Source organism: Vibrio sp. 970 (assembly GCF_033339075.1).
The window spans coordinates 41,809-58,607 of the sequence record NZ_JAWOTW010000010.1; the positions used below are offsets into that span (position 1 = coordinate 41,809).

Annotated in this window: 18 protein-coding genes; 13 read left to right on the forward strand and 5 right to left on the reverse strand. The window is 45.1% G+C overall.

Features of this window, described 5'->3' with window-relative positions:
* Nucleotides 1-91 precede the first annotated feature (91 nt).
* The 5 genes from R7Q11_RS15485 to R7Q11_RS15505 form a co-directional block, all read right to left on the reverse strand.
* Nucleotides 92-1,300 (reverse strand): DEAD/DEAH box helicase, encoded by a 1,209-nt coding sequence (locus R7Q11_RS15485; RefSeq protein WP_005382264.1) that lies wholly within the window; start codon nucleotides 1,298-1,300, stop codon nucleotides 92-94.
* Between the two features lie 99 nt (nucleotides 1,301-1,399).
* The gene (locus R7Q11_RS15490) at nucleotides 1,400-2,140 is read right to left on the reverse strand and encodes a transglycosylase SLT domain-containing protein (RefSeq protein ID WP_081008346.1); all 741 of its coding nucleotides are present in this window, start codon (nucleotides 2,138-2,140) and stop codon (nucleotides 1,400-1,402) included.
* Between the two features lie 210 nt (nucleotides 2,141-2,350).
* A complete protein-coding gene (locus tag R7Q11_RS15495; RefSeq protein ID WP_225466560.1) occupies nucleotides 2,351-3,595 on the reverse strand; it encodes an NAD(P)/FAD-dependent oxidoreductase in 1,245 nt (414 codons plus the stop codon).
* 7 nt (nucleotides 3,596-3,602) lie between these two features.
* Nucleotides 3,603-4,670, reverse strand: a complete 1,068-nt coding sequence (locus R7Q11_RS15500; RefSeq protein WP_017634791.1) for a class I SAM-dependent methyltransferase — start codon at nucleotides 4,668-4,670, stop codon at nucleotides 3,603-3,605.
* 27 nt (nucleotides 4,671-4,697) lie between these two features.
* Complete coding sequence (locus tag R7Q11_RS15505; RefSeq protein ID WP_005382272.1) at nucleotides 4,698-5,096, reverse strand: hypothetical protein; 399 nt, start codon at nucleotides 5,094-5,096, stop codon at nucleotides 4,698-4,700.
* 76 nt (nucleotides 5,097-5,172) lie between these two features.
* Between R7Q11_RS15505 and R7Q11_RS15510 the strand changes: the two genes are divergently transcribed.
* The 13 genes from R7Q11_RS15510 to R7Q11_RS15570 are packed head-to-tail and all read left to right on the forward strand — an operon-like array spanning nucleotide 5,173 to nucleotide 16,780.
* Entirely contained in the window at nucleotides 5,173-5,901 is a 729-nt protein-coding gene (locus tag R7Q11_RS15510) for a beta-ketoacyl synthase chain length factor (protein WP_017819930.1), read from the forward strand.
* Nucleotides 5,898-6,665 carry a lysophospholipid acyltransferase family protein gene (locus R7Q11_RS15515; protein WP_005388305.1) on the forward strand — a complete coding sequence of 256 codons (768 nt, stop codon included), beginning with the start codon at nucleotides 5,898-5,900 and terminating at the stop codon, nucleotides 6,663-6,665. The genes R7Q11_RS15510 and R7Q11_RS15515 overlap by 4 nt, the downstream gene beginning before the upstream one ends.
* A 13-nt stretch (nucleotides 6,666-6,678) precedes the next feature.
* On the forward strand, nucleotides 6,679-6,939 hold the full coding sequence (locus R7Q11_RS15520; protein ID WP_005382278.1) for a phosphopantetheine-binding protein: 261 nt from the start codon (nucleotides 6,679-6,681) through the stop codon (nucleotides 6,937-6,939).
* Nucleotides 6,940-6,954: 15 nt separating this feature from the next.
* Complete coding sequence (locus tag R7Q11_RS15525) at nucleotides 6,955-7,212, forward strand: acyl carrier protein (RefSeq protein ID WP_005382279.1); 258 nt, start codon at nucleotides 6,955-6,957, stop codon at nucleotides 7,210-7,212.
* On the forward strand, nucleotides 7,212-7,772 hold the full coding sequence (locus R7Q11_RS15530; protein ID WP_005382280.1) for a hypothetical protein: 561 nt from the start codon (nucleotides 7,212-7,214) through the stop codon (nucleotides 7,770-7,772). The genes R7Q11_RS15525 and R7Q11_RS15530 overlap by 1 nt, the downstream gene beginning before the upstream one ends.
* Before the next feature lie 4 nt (nucleotides 7,773-7,776).
* A complete protein-coding gene (locus R7Q11_RS15535; protein WP_225466561.1) occupies nucleotides 7,777-9,177 on the forward strand; it encodes an AMP-binding protein in 1,401 nt (466 codons plus the stop codon).
* Nucleotides 9,178-9,187: 10 nt separating this feature from the next.
* On the forward strand, nucleotides 9,188-9,556 hold the full coding sequence (locus R7Q11_RS15540) for a hypothetical protein (protein WP_021449611.1): 369 nt from the start codon (nucleotides 9,188-9,190) through the stop codon (nucleotides 9,554-9,556).
* Nucleotides 9,549-11,255 carry a glycosyltransferase family 2 protein gene (locus tag R7Q11_RS15545; RefSeq protein ID WP_165935336.1) on the forward strand — a complete coding sequence of 569 codons (1,707 nt, stop codon included), beginning with the start codon at nucleotides 9,549-9,551 and terminating at the stop codon, nucleotides 11,253-11,255. The genes R7Q11_RS15540 and R7Q11_RS15545 overlap by 8 nt, the downstream gene beginning before the upstream one ends.
* Nucleotides 11,239-12,792, forward strand: a complete 1,554-nt coding sequence (hutH, locus tag R7Q11_RS15550; RefSeq protein ID WP_064376293.1) for a histidine ammonia-lyase — start codon at nucleotides 11,239-11,241, stop codon at nucleotides 12,790-12,792. The genes R7Q11_RS15545 and hutH overlap by 17 nt, the downstream gene beginning before the upstream one ends.
* Nucleotides 12,792-13,238, forward strand: coding sequence for an acyl-CoA thioesterase (locus R7Q11_RS15555; RefSeq protein WP_042523992.1), 447 nt, complete (start codon nucleotides 12,792-12,794; stop codon nucleotides 13,236-13,238). The genes hutH and R7Q11_RS15555 overlap by 1 nt, the downstream gene beginning before the upstream one ends.
* Nucleotides 13,238-13,858 (forward strand): LolA family protein, encoded by a 621-nt coding sequence (locus R7Q11_RS15560; protein WP_225466578.1) that lies wholly within the window; start codon nucleotides 13,238-13,240, stop codon nucleotides 13,856-13,858. Before R7Q11_RS15555 ends, R7Q11_RS15560 begins: the two co-directional genes overlap by 1 nt.
* Entirely contained in the window at nucleotides 13,830-16,172 is a 2,343-nt protein-coding gene (locus R7Q11_RS15565) for an MMPL family transporter (protein ID WP_225466562.1), read from the forward strand. Before R7Q11_RS15560 ends, R7Q11_RS15565 begins: the two co-directional genes overlap by 29 nt.
* The gene (locus R7Q11_RS15570) at nucleotides 16,169-16,780 is read left to right on the forward strand and encodes a DUF3261 domain-containing protein (protein WP_054575211.1); all 612 of its coding nucleotides are present in this window, start codon (nucleotides 16,169-16,171) and stop codon (nucleotides 16,778-16,780) included. Before R7Q11_RS15565 ends, R7Q11_RS15570 begins: the two co-directional genes overlap by 4 nt.
* The last annotated feature ends 19 nt before the right edge of the window (nucleotides 16,781-16,799 follow it).

Here is a 16,799-nt window from a genome sequence, read left to right on the forward strand (position 1 = left end):
GAATAGAAACCGTCGCGATGGCTACATAATTGGATGCCTTAAAACGCAAAAAGCCGCAAGAATGCGGCTTTTAGATCATGGGATAAACTGGCTATTTTGATTCGCGCTTATCGTGCGGTTTACGTTTATTCTTAGGCACGTAATTTAAAATTGAAATTGGTACTGGCTTTCTTGGCGCAAAACCTTCAATTTCCACTCGCTCTAGCAAGTGCCCTAAACGACTTTCAATCATGCAGAGGTTCTTAAAGTCGTCTTTTGAAACCAGTGATATCGCCTCACCTTTCGCGCCAGCACGACCTGTACGACCAATACGATGTACATACTCATCCGCTGGGTAAGGTAAATCGTAGTTGATGACAACTGGCAGATTATCAATATCAATACCGCGCGCAGCAACGCCGGTTGCGACTAAGTACTGGATTTCACCCGCTTTAAACTTTTCTATTAATTCCTGGCGAACACGCTGATTACGGCCACTGTGGAATGCTTCTGCCACAATGCCACGTTTCTCAAGTTGGCTTACCAGTTTGGCTGCGCCGTGTTTAGTTTCAATAAATACCAGTACTTGCGACCAGTCATTTTCTTTAAGCAAGTGACTTAACAGCGACGACTTCATGTCTTTATCGACGGTCGTGATCCACTGTTTAATATTTGATTTTGAGGCACTGTGCTTTGCAATCGTGATCTCTTCAGGATCAATAATCGCATTTTTCGCCAAGTCACGAACAGGGTTAGATAACGTCGCTGAGAACAGCAAACTTTGCACATGTTCTGGCATACAGTCGACGATTTTGTCGATCGCATCGATGAATCCCATATCCAACATTTTGTCGGCTTCATCAAGCACTAGCATTTCCACTTCATCAAAGTGAATCGCGCGTTGACCGTACAGATCAATCAAGCGCCCAGGCGTGCTTACCACAATATCGACCCCCTCGATCAAGGCTTGTTTTTGTGGTGCATAATCCACACCACCAAACATCGCCATTGAGCGTAATGGTAAGTTTTTACCATAAGCTTCAATACTTTGATGAACCTGAAGCGCAAGTTCGCGTGTTGGCGTTAGGATAATCGCACGAGCGCGTTTTTTACGTTGCGTTTCGCCTCGACTAAGCTTTTCTAAGATTGGCAGAACAAAACTGGCCGTTTTACCTGTGCCCGTTTGCGCTGCTGCAATTAAATTGCGGCCACGCAATACGATTGGAATGGCTTTTTGTTGGATAGAAGTGGGTTTTTCATAACCTAGCGCTTTTACTGCATCAGCAATCGATGCGCTTAAACCAAGCTTAGAAAATGGCATAGAAAGGTCTCAACAGAGGAAATGGGCGCGTAGTGTATCAGAATCCCCGTGAAGTAACAGAAGGATTCATGCGCGAAAAACTAGGAACATGACACAATCTTAGCCCATGAAATTGGGCTGCAAACCTTTTTCTAGTTTTTTCCTCACTTTGTAGGAAACATCATTAAGCGTGATTTTCCCCGTGTTGTGGCGGTCGATACCTGCATTCTGTCGATAGGCAATTGAGCCTTGTCTGAACAAAACGAAAGACGGCGGTTTGCCAATCGCAGCAGGGTAGAGAATGGCCATGTAAGCATCTTCTAGGCTATTAATTTTATTTCGATAGGGCCAATAGTACGCTTTCACATAGTCAAGTTGTTCAAGCGCGCTCATTCTCGCAAGAGTCTTTGTGTTCACTCCTAATGACTCTGCGGTAGAGGGCATAAATTGAATTAACCCTGTAGCCCCGCTTCCGGAACCATTTTTGATGCTTGGACTGAAAGTTTCAGCAGTTTCAAATGCCATGCACGCCATAAGATGATTAGGATTGATCTTTAGCTCTTTACTAATACGGATGACTTTAGATTTGAACTCTGGAGAAACTTTACCTCCCCACGCTACCGCGTTCTCGGGATCTGCAATCGAAGAGACCGTTGATGCGTCATGTTCTTCGACAATTTTAGAAAGTAGAGGAAGCGTTTGGCGTAGTCGATGGCTCGAACTCACCAAGCGAATTGATTTGGTAAGAAACTTGTCTTTTTTTTGATGTAGTTTTTGGAACTTTACTAACTTATACAGTTGCTTATAAACCGTTTTCACAACGAAGCCGGATGTAGGGAACACTCCCAGAATGTAATCCATTTCCTACAAATTTAATATAAATATCAGCAACAGGAACTCTAGACGTGATCAATGTCACCATAAAAATTCTCAAATTCGATACACACCGATGTAAGTGGTCAATGTGTCTCCAACACGCTAGAAGTAAAAGTAAAGAGGCATTAAAAAGGTCTTACCAATTTTTTGGTAAGACCTAGGTTTACTGATTCTCGGATAAGCGAATGTATATTCTTACAGTTCAGCTTCCCGAACCAGTTCTGCAAGCGTCGACAAACGCTGCTCACTTTGTTTTACGTAAGGATTATTCGTATCCCAAGCATATCCAGCCAAAATCGCACTAATCATCTGTTTAATACGTGGGTTCGGGTTTTGATAGAAAATCACATCTTGCAACGTGCCGTTGTACCAGCCTTCCACATAAGTGCGGAATGTGTTCACTCCCACCATTAAGCGTTGCGAGTACTCTTCTTGCCAATCAACCTTTTCACCATTCAGCTGACGAACCACGCAGTCCGCTGCAAACTCGGCCGATTTCATGGCGATAGTGACACCCGATGAAAATACAGGATCAAGAAACTCACCTGCATTACCAAGCAACGCGTAGTGCTCTGTCGCTAAACGTTTGACGTTAGCAGAATAGCCACCCAACTCGCCTGCTGGATTCGGGTAATTCGCATTTCGCAACAAAGAAGCCAAACCCGGCTCTTCATTGGCTAACTGCTGCAACGCTGCAATCTTATCTTCTGGGTATTGTTCGAAAAATTCTGGCTCACCCACCACACCAAACGAACAAGTACCATTAGAGAATGGGATTAGCCAGTACCATACGTCGTGATTTTCAGGATGAACTGAAATTAAAATTTTGTTGCGATCGTATTCCGGCTCTTGGGGAGAGATATGATCTTCGATATGGGTAAAGATCGCTTTTCTAGGCGGAAGACAAGAAGGTTCTTCTAGCTCCAACAAGCGTGGCAAAACACGCCCAAAGCCACTTGCATCCAGCACAAAATCTGCTTCGATTTGATAAGCCTTCTTATTTGAGTCGAGCACTTCTAATCGAGACTTTTTCCCTTCAAACACTAGGTTGAGCAGCTCATGCTGATAACGAATCTCTACGCCTTGCTCTTCAGCGCTATCTGCCAATACTTTATCAAAGTTGGCACGTTGAACCTGAAACGTCGTGCCCGGTCCTGGTGTGTATTTGTTTGTAAAGTCGAACTGGGTGTATACGCCATTACGACGAAATGCAGCACCATCTTTATACTGGAAACCAAACTGCTTTACTGCATGAGTCATTCCTGCTTGTTCAACAACTTCCATACATGCAGGGAGTAGGCTTTCTCCTATGGAAAAACGTGGAAAAGTCGCTTTTTCTAAGACAACAACATCTATGCCACGCGATTTTAATAAGGCAGAAACGGTTGAACCTGATGGCCCCGCTCCTACGACAACAACTTGCTTGAGCTCTATTTTCATTCTGAATTTAGTTTGCTTGTAGTTTTAATAAGGTATGACCAAGGCCAATATTGTCGGTTCTTTCAACGACAGATAAACCTGCCGCTTCGACAATTTCTAAGAAATCATCACTGCGATAAAAGCGACTATTACCGTTAGCTAAACAGGTAAAATAAAGAGAAGTGGCATTAAGGCTATAGGAAGCTCCCGCGTATTTTTGAGCATCCCAAAACAGCTCCAATACGTAAATAGTATCTCCCTTCGTTAACTGGGCTTTAACTTTTTTAAGGATATTGAGGATCTCAATTGGGGAAAAGCAATCCAAGAACTGGCTCATCCACCATACGTCAGCATGCTCAGGCAATGTTTGTGCTTTATCAAGCATGTTTGCAGGGTATGGACGTACACGCTCGACGAACTGGTTTTCTGAAACATTCTTCATCGCTACTTCTAATTGCTGCGGTAAATCAACAATCGTCACTTGAACGTCAGGGTCATGTTTACAACACTGAATCGCCCATTTTCCCGTATTTCCGCCAATATCCACAAGATGCTTTGGCTTCCTTGCAAATACCTCTTTAAGCAGAAGTGGGAACGAGCGATCCGAATAGAAATGATCGAACTTAAACCAGCTCTGTTTGGCTTGTTCTGGTAACGTCGATAGACCTTGATAAATGGTCTCCCAATTGCCCAACTCTTTCAAACCTGACGGTTTACCTTCTTGAATTGCTTCCGTCAAATGCATCATCGCGGCGTAACAAACATCTGCCGTAAAATCCATGTTTGCATTCGTCATACCATCATGAAGAAGGTAAAAACCAAGGTTTGCAAGCGAATAGTTAGGTCGTTCCCATAAAACAATATGCGCACTAATCGCCATATCCAACAGTACTTTAACACCATATTCTGATACTCCCGTTTTCTCGGCAATATCTGTGGCACTCATGCCTTGAGCGCCAGCGCTGTCTAAAGCGGCTAAAATACCTAAATCTCGAAGCGTTTTGGCGGTCTGGAACACGATTGGTGCAAAAGATAACTTCTGAGCTTCTGTCTTCGCTTCAAAAGCATTAAAAGGGTCATTATTTTGATTTAACACGGAAAAACCTAACTGCAATTAATAGTTTTATTGTTGAGATTGATTGCCCAACAATGCAATAGCTCGCTGAATATCAACATTCAAGTTGTTTACCCAACGATTGTAATTGCGGTGGATTTTGCCATCACTTGCTTTGAGATTTACTGAGTTGAGATAAATAATTGAGTAATATTTATTATTGTATGGGATTTTTACTTCTGCAGAGTGTTTACGAACGTGGATTTTTGCAATAAGAACACCAGGGCTTACTTCTTCGATCGTCCAGCCTCGGTTAGTTGCTGATTGCACTATGGCCATTTTTACTTGTTTATTTTGAAGATCATAAGCAACTGGAGTATCCTCCACATTCATTACAGGTTGTACTCGTCCACAACCAACAAGAAGCAAAGTTAATAATAACGAGACATACAGCTTAAAACGCGACATGATAATTTCCTTTTTATTGTGAATTTGGGTCAACCCCAATTTGTATCGAGCTGTAAAATAAACAATTTAACCCAATATGCCAAACTCGAAGATCAACATTTCGTTCAATATTGATGCGTGGACAGCGAATTCATTCGGTTTATCCGAATCCAATGAATGGAAACAATGGGCAACAGAGATAAAATGGCCAGAAGATGGCAAAATCAATGTTGCAAATATTCCTGCGATGATGCGCAGAAGAATGAGCCCACTCAGTAAACTGGCGGTACAAACTGCAATCGAAATGCTTAATCAACATCAAGTTGATTACCTTGTATTTTCAAGCCGTCATGGTGAACTGCATCGCAGCGTCGCACTAGTTGAAGATATAATTAATGGAGAAGAGGCGTCTCCGATGGCTTTTTCTCAATCGGTGCACAATACCGCCGCAGGGCTTGCCACTATCGCAACTAAACAACCCATTCCCCTAACTTCTATCGCTGCGGCAGAAAACACATTCCAAAGCGCAATATTAGAAGCATGGCTGTTTTTGTCCGACAATCCTGACAAAAAAGTACTGCTTGTTGATTTTGATGAGCCTATGCCTGACTCTTATTTAGAATATGAAAACCAACAATACCAAGGGTTTGGACTTGGCTTAATACTTTCTCATGGAGACAAGTTCGCGATACAAAGCTCCATAAACGCAGAACGTTCCGGTCATCCTCTTCCTCAAGGTTTAGTATTTTTGCAACAATACTTGTTAGATAAAAGCCAGTGGACTATTTTCGCTCCGCAACAAGCTTGGGAATGGCACAAAAAATGACTCGCTTAAATCAGTATTGGCGTGTGCTAGCAACAGGCTTTTGTTTTTCAGTATTTGGGTTAGGTGGTTTAGTACTGAGTTTCATTGTTATTCCGACCATTCGTATTTTTGTTTCAGACCAAACGGAACGCGAATATAAAGTTCAGGGTGCGATTCGATATTCATTCAACACATTTTGTAAATTGATGAAGCTAAGTGGCGCAATCGATTATCAAATTATTGGTGCCGATATTCTTCAACAAGATCGTAATTGTTTAATTGTTGCCAACCACCCTAGTTTAATCGATTACGTTCTCATTGCTTCACAATTAAATCGCTGCGACTGTTTAGTAAAATCGGCAATATGGTCGAATCCTTTTATGAAGCACATCGTAAAAGCAGCCGGATATATTCCCAATGAAGCACCGGATGATTTATTAGCACTTTGTGATGAACGATTTAACAAAGGCAACGTGTTGCTTATATTTCCTGAAGGAACAAGAACAACACCAGGTGTAGAGCCGAAATTACAACGCGGTGCAGCACAAATTGCGGTAAGAACAGAACGAGATTTAAGAGTTGTCCATATTACGGTAACGCCAAGTTTCCTCACAAAAGAGAAAAAATGGTATCAAGTACCGGCAACAAAGCCCTTTTTCAGGGTTGAAGTTAAGGATAAAGTTGAGATTACCCCCTTTATAAAGCAAACTACGTCGCCGACAATAGCGGCGCGACGCTTACAACAGCACCTAGCTGAAAACATTTTTCCAGAAAACTTTTATTAATAAGCAGGTCCCAGTGGAACAGTTACACAACGACATTAAGCAACTTATTATTGATGCTTTAAACCTTGAAGATTTAACCGTAGATGATATTGAAACGGATGCACCACTTTTTGGTGATGGACTTGGCTTAGATTCTATCGACGCGCTTGAGCTTGGACTCGCAATAAAAAAACAATACAACATCGTTATTGATGCCGACGACTCAAATACGCGCGAACACTTTGCGTCTGTAGCAAATCTAGCGAAATACGTTTCTTCTCAAACTAATGAATAAGTTGTAGGTATATTCATGACTGATGTAAATAAAGATCAAGTATTTGAACAAGTTAAAGATGCGCTTGTTGAGCTGTTCGAAATTGACGCAGCCGACATTCAATCAGATGCGCACTTATACCAAGATCTCGATCTTGATAGCATTGACGCCGTTGATTTGGTCGTACACCTACAGAATGTCACTGGCAAAAAAATCAAGCCAGCAGAGTTTAGTGCAGTAAGAACCGTTGACGATGTGGTTAACGCTGTTACTGAGTTATTGAAGGAAAGTTAATGCGCCAATTGCTGACTGGTCTGTCTGCAATTGTACTGCTTGCCTACCCCTTCGCCGTCTATTTCGGTATAGATAAATTTGGCTTGAACTTAGTTGGGGGCTTGTTAATTGCTGCGTTACTTTTGCGTGTTTTCGTCGCAAATAAGACCCCACTAAAAGAGTTTAAATTCTTGGCGCTCGCTACGGGCGCTGTTGGCATTGTTCTAATTACACTTGGCATGGTGTTTAAACAACACGGGTGGCTTCAGTTTTACCCTGTCGTTGTCAATTTATGTATGCTGTGTGTATTTGGACTGAGCTTAAAACAGCCGCAATCGATCATAGAGAGGCTTGCTCGCTTGCAAGAACCCGACCTTCCGGCTAGTGGCGTGGCTTACACTCGCAAAGTGACGGTGGTTTGGTGCGCCTTTTTTACGCTCAACGCTGCCGTTGCACTCTATACCTGTTTCCTACCAGTAAAAATATGGACGCTTTATAACGGCCTTATCAGCTACTTACTTGCTGGTGGCTTGTTCGCTGGAGAATGGATCGTGCGTCAATTTGTTCGAAAGGAACACTAATCGTATGAATACAACGTATTCGAGCTTTACCTCCCTTGCGACCTTGTTCATCGCAGAGAGGTCTGAGCAATCCCCAGTCTCTTACGATCGCGACACGGTTATCACGTGGGGTGATTTCCAGCAGCACGTCGCAACACTTGCTCAGCAGTTAGAAACCCAACCAACGCAAAACATTGCGTTGTGTTTTGGCAACAGCTACCTGTTTGCCGTTGGCTTTTTTGCTTGTTGTTATACAGGAAAATCCATTGTATTACCTGGTAATTACCAACTAGAAGCACTCAAAGAGCTCAGTGAGCACTACGATTTGTTGCTGCATGATGCCGATGTCTCGGTTCCAGAATTGGTGAGCTCGCTTTTGATCGAAGCTCAATCATTGCTAGAAACCACCGTGATTAACGAGTCAGAGGCCAAACAACCTTATTTTTGGCGTGAATTAAACCTGGCGGAAATACCGGTAACGCTATTCACTTCGGGTTCAAGCGGCACACCAAAAGCCATTGCAAAAACGCTGAAACAGCTCGACATCGAAGTTTCTATTCTAGATAACCTATGGGGCGACACGGTTGCCAGCACACGCGTTGAAAGCACCGTTTCTCATCAACACATTTACGGCTTGCTGTTCCGCGTATTGTGGCCTTTGTGCTCTGCACGTCCATTTTCAGCACACAACCTTGAGTTCCCAGAGCAAATTGTCCATCACGCTGATGCTAACACCACGCTAGTAAGCAGCCCTGCGTTACTAAAACGACTCAGTGAAGAGCACAATCCGGTTGCGATTCGGTGTGTATTTTCTTCTGGTGGCCCCTTGCCAAACCAAGCGGCGCAGCACAGCCAGCAGTTGTTTGGGTCACTTCCTATTGAAGTTTTTGGCAGCACAGAAACCGGCGGCATCGCTTACCGTCAGCAGCACGTAGCCAGCACTCCTTGGACGTTATTCCCTGGTGTTGAAGCCGAGCTTAACCATGAGAATTGTTTAAAGCTCCGCTCGCCACACATTGATGAAAACACTTGGTACCAAACTGCGGATGAATGCTATTTCCATGATAGTATTTCTTTTGAATTGCGTGGACGCACTGACCGAATCGTCAAAGTCGAAGAAAAGCGTATTTCCCTTGTCGAAGTGGAAAAACGTTTAGAGCAATTGCCGTGGGTTCAAGAAAGCGTGGTGATCCCAATGGAAGAATCTGGTCGCCTCACGTTAGTCTCGATCATCGTACTTAACGATAAAGGCAGCGATGTGCTTAATGAACTTGGTAAAGGCAAATTTTGGCTTGAGCTTCGCAAGGCACTGCGCAATTGGCTAGAACCGATCGCTATCCCGAGAAAATTCCGAGTGGTCGACGAAATTCCATTGAACAGCCAAGGCAAACGCCAAGTTGCTGAAATTGAAAAACTATTCCAATAAAGCTAGTAACATGGATAAAAGAAAACCAACCATTCAGAATATTGAAGTGAGTGACCACACCGCGGAGCTTTCGCTGCGTGTGGATGCTGACATCTTAGATTTCCAAGGTCATTTCAGTCACTTTCCTCTTTTACCCGGCGTCACTCAAATTGACTGGGCGTTGTTCTACGCCGTTCAATATTTGAACACTCCCAAGGTATTTAAAGGAATGGAAGTCATCAAATTTCAAGAGCCGATTCTGCCAAACGCCGACGTTTGTCTCTCACTCTCTTGGGACAATGAGCGCGAGAAATTGACCTTTAAGTACACATCGAAAAACGGTGAAACCTTGGTGACTCACTCTTCAGGCAAAATGAAACTGGGTGAGTCACGTGAGTGATTACCGTCCCTGCTTTTTAATTCCTTGCTACAACCACGGCAGCACAATTGCAGACGTGGTTGCGTCGTTATCCTCTTTCGATTTGCCAGTGCTTGTCGTGGACGACGGCAGCAATGAAGACACCAAACAAGCGCTTTCAGCGTTGAGTGAGCAAGGGCTGATAAAACTGATTAGTTTGAGCGAAAACCAAGGTAAAGGTGGCGCTGTGATGGCTGGCCTACATCAAGCTCACCAACTTGGTTTTACGCACGCCATTCAAATCGACGCAGATGGTCAACACGACCTAGAAGCACTACCAAAATTGCTCAGCGCCAGCGAAACAAAACCAGATAACCTGATTTCTGGCCAACCGATATACGACGCGAGCGTACCTAAAGCCCGTCTGTATGGTCGCTACGCTACGCACATTTGGGTGTGGATAGAAACCTTGTCACTGTCTATCAAAGACAGCATGTGCGGTTTTCGCGCCTACCCAGTGGCGAAAACGGTCGCCGTGTTGAACAAGTACAACATCGGCAAACGCATGGATTTTGATATCGAGATTCTGGTGCGAATGTACTGGGAAGGCGTCGATATTGATTTTGTTCCAACGCGCGTGATCTACCCTGAAGGTGGCATTTCCCACTTCGACGCATTGTGGGATAACGTCAAGATAAGCTGGATGCACACTCGCCTATTTTTTGGCATGTTGCCGCGTATACCCTCGCTACTCGCCAGAAAGCGCCGTCACACAGACGACAGCAATGCCCACTGGTCGAAACGAAAAGAACAAGGCACGATTTTAGGCATCAAAACCTTGCTCGCGGTTTACCGCTTGTTCGGTAGAAAAGCGTTCGACCTGATTTTAAAGCTAGTCATGCGCTACTACCACTTCACGGGTAAATCTGCCCGTGAAGCGTCTGAGGTTTACCTGAACAACTTACAGCACTACGCAGCGCAGCAGAACATCGCACTGCCAAAGCAGTTGGACAGCTATCATCATCTGCTTTCCTTTGGGCGAACCATGCTCGACAAACTGGCTGCCTGGCAAGGTGACTTTAACGTCGATAACCTAACCATTCACGGCCAGCATCATTTCGAAGAGATGGCGCAGAAAAAACAAGGCGTGCTCATTTTAGGCTCGCACCTTGGCAATATCGAACTCTGCCGCGCGCTTGGTCGTCGACACTCTCATGTCAAAATCAACGCCTTGGTATTTACCCAACACGCTGAACAATTTAATGCGGTAATGAAGGCGGTAAACCCAAACTCGGAACTGAATTTGATTCAAGTCAGCTCAATGGGACCAGACACCGCGATTCTGCTTCAACAAAAAATCGAGCAAGGCGAATGGGTGGTGATCGTTGGCGATCGCACTTCTACCAGCAAAGAAAATCGTGTCGTTTGGGCAGATTTTCTTGGTAAACCAGCGCCATTTCCGCAAGGCCCATTCATGCTGGCCTCGGTATTAAAAGCGCCGGTTTATCTACTCTTCGGCCTACGCGACGATGAAGCAAACACTCCGCATTTTAATGTGTACTTTGAACACTTTAGTGACCAAATCACGCTACCGCGCAAGGAACGTCAGCAGGCACTAGAACACGTTGTTCAACAGTACGCACAAAGATTAGAACACCACACACTGCAAGCGCCGTTACAGTGGTACAACTTTTTTAACTTCTGGACTTTAAGTAATCAGCCACATGACAAACAACAATAATCACAACATCACTTTTGGTGCCCAATCTTTAACCATCGAAGATGTCGTTGCCATTGCTCAAGGTGCAAAGGCACACATGAACACCTCGCCAGAATTTACCGCGAAAATTGATCGTGGCGTGGCGTTTCTGGAACGATTACTGAAGGAAGAAGGCGTTATTTACGGCGTGACCACGGGTTACGGCGATTCATGCACTGTGGCGATTCCACCTGCTCTTGTGGATGAACTTCCGTTGCACCTTACGCGCTTCCATGGCTGTGGCTTAGGTCAAATCCTTTCTCATGAGCAAGCTCGTGCGGTGTTGGCGACACGTTTATGTTCATTGTCGCAAGGCGTATCTGGCGTGTCTCACGGTCTGTTGAACCAAATCGTTACGCTTATCAATCACGATATTGCGCCGCGTATTCCACAAGAAGGCTCTGTGGGCGCAAGTGGCGATTTAACGCCTCTGTCTTACCTAGCAGCGACCTTAATTGGCGAGCGTGAAGTGCTTTACAAAGGCGATGTGCGACCAACACAAGAAGTGTTTGCAGAGCTGGGCATTGAGCCAATTCGCCTAAAACCAAAAGAAGGTTTGGCGTTAATGAACGGTACATCCGTGATGACTGCCCTCGCCTGTCTTGCCTACAAACGCGCAGAATACCTAACGCAGCTGTGCACCAAGATTACCGCGATGGTCTCTGTGGGTATGCAAGGTAATGACTTCCACTTTGATGAAGCGTTGTTTGCGGTAAAACCTCATCCTGGTCAACAGCAAGTTGCGGCTTGGCTGCGTGATGATCTCAATGCTGAACGTCCGCCACGCAATAGCGACCGACTGCAAGATCGCTACTCGCTGCGTTGCGCACCACACGTAATTGGCATGGTGCAAGACTCACTGCCTTGGCTACGTCAATTGATTGAGAATGAACTAAATAGTGCCAACGACAATCCAATTATCGATGGCGACAACGAGCGCGTTCTGCACGGCGGTCACTTCTACGGTGGTCATATCGCAATGGCGATGGATACGTTGAAAGTGAACATTGCCAACTTAGCTGATTTGCTGGATCGTCAGATGGCGCAATTGATGGATTACAAGTTCAATAACGGTCTGCCGTTTAACTTAACCGGTGCAGAAGGCGAACGTAAACCGATCAACCACGGCTTTAAGGCGGTTCAGATTGGCATCTCAGCTTGGACGGCAGAAGCGTTGAAAAACACCATGCCAGCGAGCGTTTTTTCTCGCTCAACCGAATGTCACAACCAAGACAAAGTGAGCATGGGCACCATCGCGGCTCGTGATTGCTTACGCGTACTTGAGTTAACAGAGCAAGTTGCTGCGGCTTCACTCCTAGCAAGCGTTCAAGCGGTTGAGATTCGTCGCCGTCATAACGAATTGGACGAACACCACATGAGTCAGAGTTTGCGAGTAATTCGTGACGCCGTACTGAGCGAGTTTGAGTTTGTGATTGAAGATCGCCCGTTAGAACAAGATTTGCGTCATTTCATTGAACGCATTCAGCAACGTCATTGGCCACTCTACGTGGAGGTATAATGCAAGAGCAGGTTCTCTACCCATTAGAAGCGGAGGTGACTATGGTCACCTCATTCCAAGATGCTGACCCGATGGGCGTGATTTATCACGGCAACTTCTTTCGATATTTTGAAGAAGCGCGTCGTGTGCTGATGGAAAAGATCCAATACAGCTATCGCGATATGCAAGACTCTGGGTACATGTGGCCGATCATCGACACGCGCGTTAAATACGTGAAGGCGATTCCGTTTAATCACACCATTCGCATTACCGCGCAACTCACTGAGTGGGAAAACCGCTTACGTGTGGATTACGTGATTTACGACGCCGAAACGAATCAACGTATGTGCAAAGCGCATACAACGCAAGTCGCCGTATCCATTGAAAAGCAAGAGATGTGCTTTGTTTCTCCAGCAATCTTTTTAGATAAAGTAGAGCAATGGCACAACCATGGGAGTCTGGACTAATGCAAAAGTGGTTACTCTCTTTTTTGCTGATATTTTCTGTTTCAGCACTGGCCACACCGACAGCAAACGTAACGGATTTGGCATCGCTTCAACAGCAGTTGTCTCAGCATGAAATCGTGCGCGGAGATTTTACGCAGCAGCGTCATCTGGAAATGTTCAGTCAACCTCTAACCTCTAAAGGCCAGTTCACACTGAGCAAAACACATGGCTTGTTGTGGCAACAAACAGAACCTTTCGCAGTCAATTTGGTATTGACGGAAAACAAACTTCGTCAGACTTTTGCCGACCAAGCACCGAAAACGATCTCTGCTGAAGAAAACCCAATGGCGTTCTACTTTAGTCATGTGTTTTTATCCGTGTTCCACGGGGATACTTCTGCACTGCAAGAACAATTCACACTCGATTTTTCAGTTGAGAACAATCAGTGGCAGCTCGTTTTAGTGCCAAAACAGTCGCCATTAAATGCGGTGTTTAAAGCCATCACCCTTTCCGGTAAAACGCATATTGATCGCCTAACCCTGCAAGAACTGCGCGGCGATAAGACTGAAATCACGTTTACGAACCAGACCTCTCTACCTCAGGAACTCACGGATGCCGAAGACGCTCAATTCCGTTTCTAAACTCAGTCTTGGCACTCATACCTTTGCTCTGGTTTGGCTCAATCTCGTTGTTTTAGCGGGCGCGTTGCTACTCAAACAATGGGTTTGGAGTGCAGAATCTCCGATTGAGACCAACATTTTAAAACTGTTGCCGAAGAACCAACAAAACCCAGTGGCTGAGCAAGCCTTTGAGTCGGTCTCGGCAAGTATGAGCGACAAAGTCATTTTCGTGATCACAGCGCCGGACAAAAATGCCCTTTTTTCAGCAGCTGCTGAATTTGATAAGGGGTTACGCCAAAGTAATCATTTTCGCGATGTGGTGGGAAAAATCTCACCTCAAGAGCAGCAAGCTTGGGCGAGTTACTACTTTAAGCACCGCTTCCAATTACTGACGCCTGAACAACGAGAGCGTTTAAGCCAAAATCCAGAACAGCAAGTGCAGCACGTGATTCAGTCGCTGTACAACCCGTTTTCTGGAGTGACCGGGCAAGAGTTACAAAATGACCCTTTCTTGCTATTTCGTGATTATTTAAGCCAAGTTACCCAGCAATCGTCCTCTTTCCGATTGGATAACGGCTATCTATCCGTCGAAAAAGACGGTGCTCAATACTTGCTTATTACTGCCGAGCTAAAAGACTCGCCTTATAGCCTAACTGGGCAGCTTGCAGTCCCTGATATTCAAGCACTAGAACAAAACGTCGCGCAGAAATATGGCGCTGAAGTCGCACATACTGGCGTTCTATTTTACGCCGACTTTGGTACGCAAAGTGCAAAATCGGAGATCAGTACCATCGGTGTGTTCTCTCTGCTCGGTATCATTGCATTGTTCGTATTGGTCTTTCGTAGTGTGGTTCCACTGTCTCTCGCACTGCTTTCCATCACCATTGGTTTGCTCGTTGCGTTGTCCGTTACGACGTGGATTTTTGGAAAAGTCCATCTATTCAGCTTAGTGTTTGGCGCAAGTTTAATCGGTGTGTCTATCGACTACGCATTCCACTACCTAACGGAACGTCTTGCGGCGGGAAATGAATGGGATAGCGAGCAAGGGTTAAAGCATATTTTCATAGCTATCACACTTGGTTTAATCACCAGTTTGATCGGCTATTTGGGCATGTTAGTGGCACCGTTTCCTGGTTTGCAGCAGCTTGCGCTGTTTTCATCCATTGGTCTGATTGCCGCTTACATCACCGTGGTGGCTTGGTATCCGATACTGGCTCGTAACCCATCGCGATCCATTTCGAACTTACCAGGACAATCATTGTTGGCGAAATGGTTAACGCTTTGGAATCACCCTCGAATTAAAGTCGGATTACCGATGTTATGTGTGGTTGCGAGTGGCTTTTTCTTGCTGCAATTGAACTACGATGACGACATCCGTCTACTGCAAACGATGCCGAACGATCTCAAGCAGCAAGAAACCTTGATTACGACGCTCAGTGGCATGCAATCTTCGCAGCAAATGTTGGTCGTTACCGCCGACGATGACGAAAACCTAATGAAAAAGCTGGAGTCTTTGACGCCAACTTTAGAAGCGTGGAAAGCGGACAGCACCATCGAAAGCTACCAGAGCCTGAGCCGCTACTTGAGCTCAGTGGAACGTCAGCAACAAGACTATCAATTGATTCGCGATCTTTACGCGACACAATCCAGCCCACTTACTTCCGGGCTGGGCTTAAGTAAAAAGCCCAAAATGGACGCCGACTTTATCCCTGTTACGGTTGAACAGTACTTGCAAAACCCGGTATCAGCGCCTGTACGTTTTCTTCATTTGGGTAAAATTAAAGAAAAATCGGCAACGGTTGTGGTGTTAAACCAATTGCAAGACTCCGCTGTTGTTAAGGCATTTGCCAAATCACAGTCTGATGTTGTTTACCTAAACAAAGCTGAAGAAATATCCACCCTATTTGGTGAATACCGAATCAAAATCATGGAGCTATTGGCAGCCGCCAGTGCTGTGATCTTTCTGGTATTAATCAAGCGGTACGGTCTGCAACACAGTTGCCGAGTTTTACTGCCATCATTGATTGCTTGCGCCTGCGGTCTGGCAACTGCTGTCGCGATGGGAACAACATTAAACCTGTTCAACTTGCTTGGCTTGGTGCTCATTCTTGGTATAGGGATCGATTACACTCTGTTCTTTGCCGAGAAAGCCCGCAGTGTGAGCACACTATTGGCGATCACCCTTTCGGCAATGACCACTGTGTTGTCATTTGGATTGCTGTCACTCAGCCAAACTCACGCGATTCACAGTTTTGGCATTACGGTGTTAAGTGGTATTTTTGTCGCTTGGCTGCTCTCTCCGATTGCAATTAAAACAGAGGAAACGACGTCATGATTTTCAATCACGCCTTTCGCTGCGCGACGTTATTCGCACTGAGCCTGTTTTTAAGTGCATGCAGCTTGGTCCCTCACCAATCGACGCCTCAGGTCGACATTGCCGAGCACACCCAAGTTAGCTTGCCCACTCCCGCAAGCTTGGGCTATCAGTTGTCTGCCAGTCAGTTAATTACGGCTTCTTGGGCAATAGATGGTAAAACCACATCTGAGCAACTTCCGGTACAACTGCAAGTGACCAACAACGAAGTGGTGCTGGCAGGCTTCTCATCCTGGGGGACAAGAGTACTCTCACTGTCTTACGATGGAGAACAAATTCAAACCGAAGTGCTCAACGGTTTACAAGGTTCGCTACCGCAGCCAGAACAGGTATTATTTAACCTGATGATCACGCTCTGGCCGAGTTCCGCTTGGGAAGGATCGTTAAATGAGGTAAGGTGGCGAATTATTGATAAAAATAATTCTCGCGCCATCTTTGATAGCGACGGTGAAAAGATCATTGAGATTCAATACAGCTCTTCTAACAAGTTAGAGGGTAAGATTGATTTTCATCACCTCAAACATCAGTTTTCAATTTCTATTCAAACACTGCAACATCAGATTAATTAAGAAAAATTTAGAATAACAA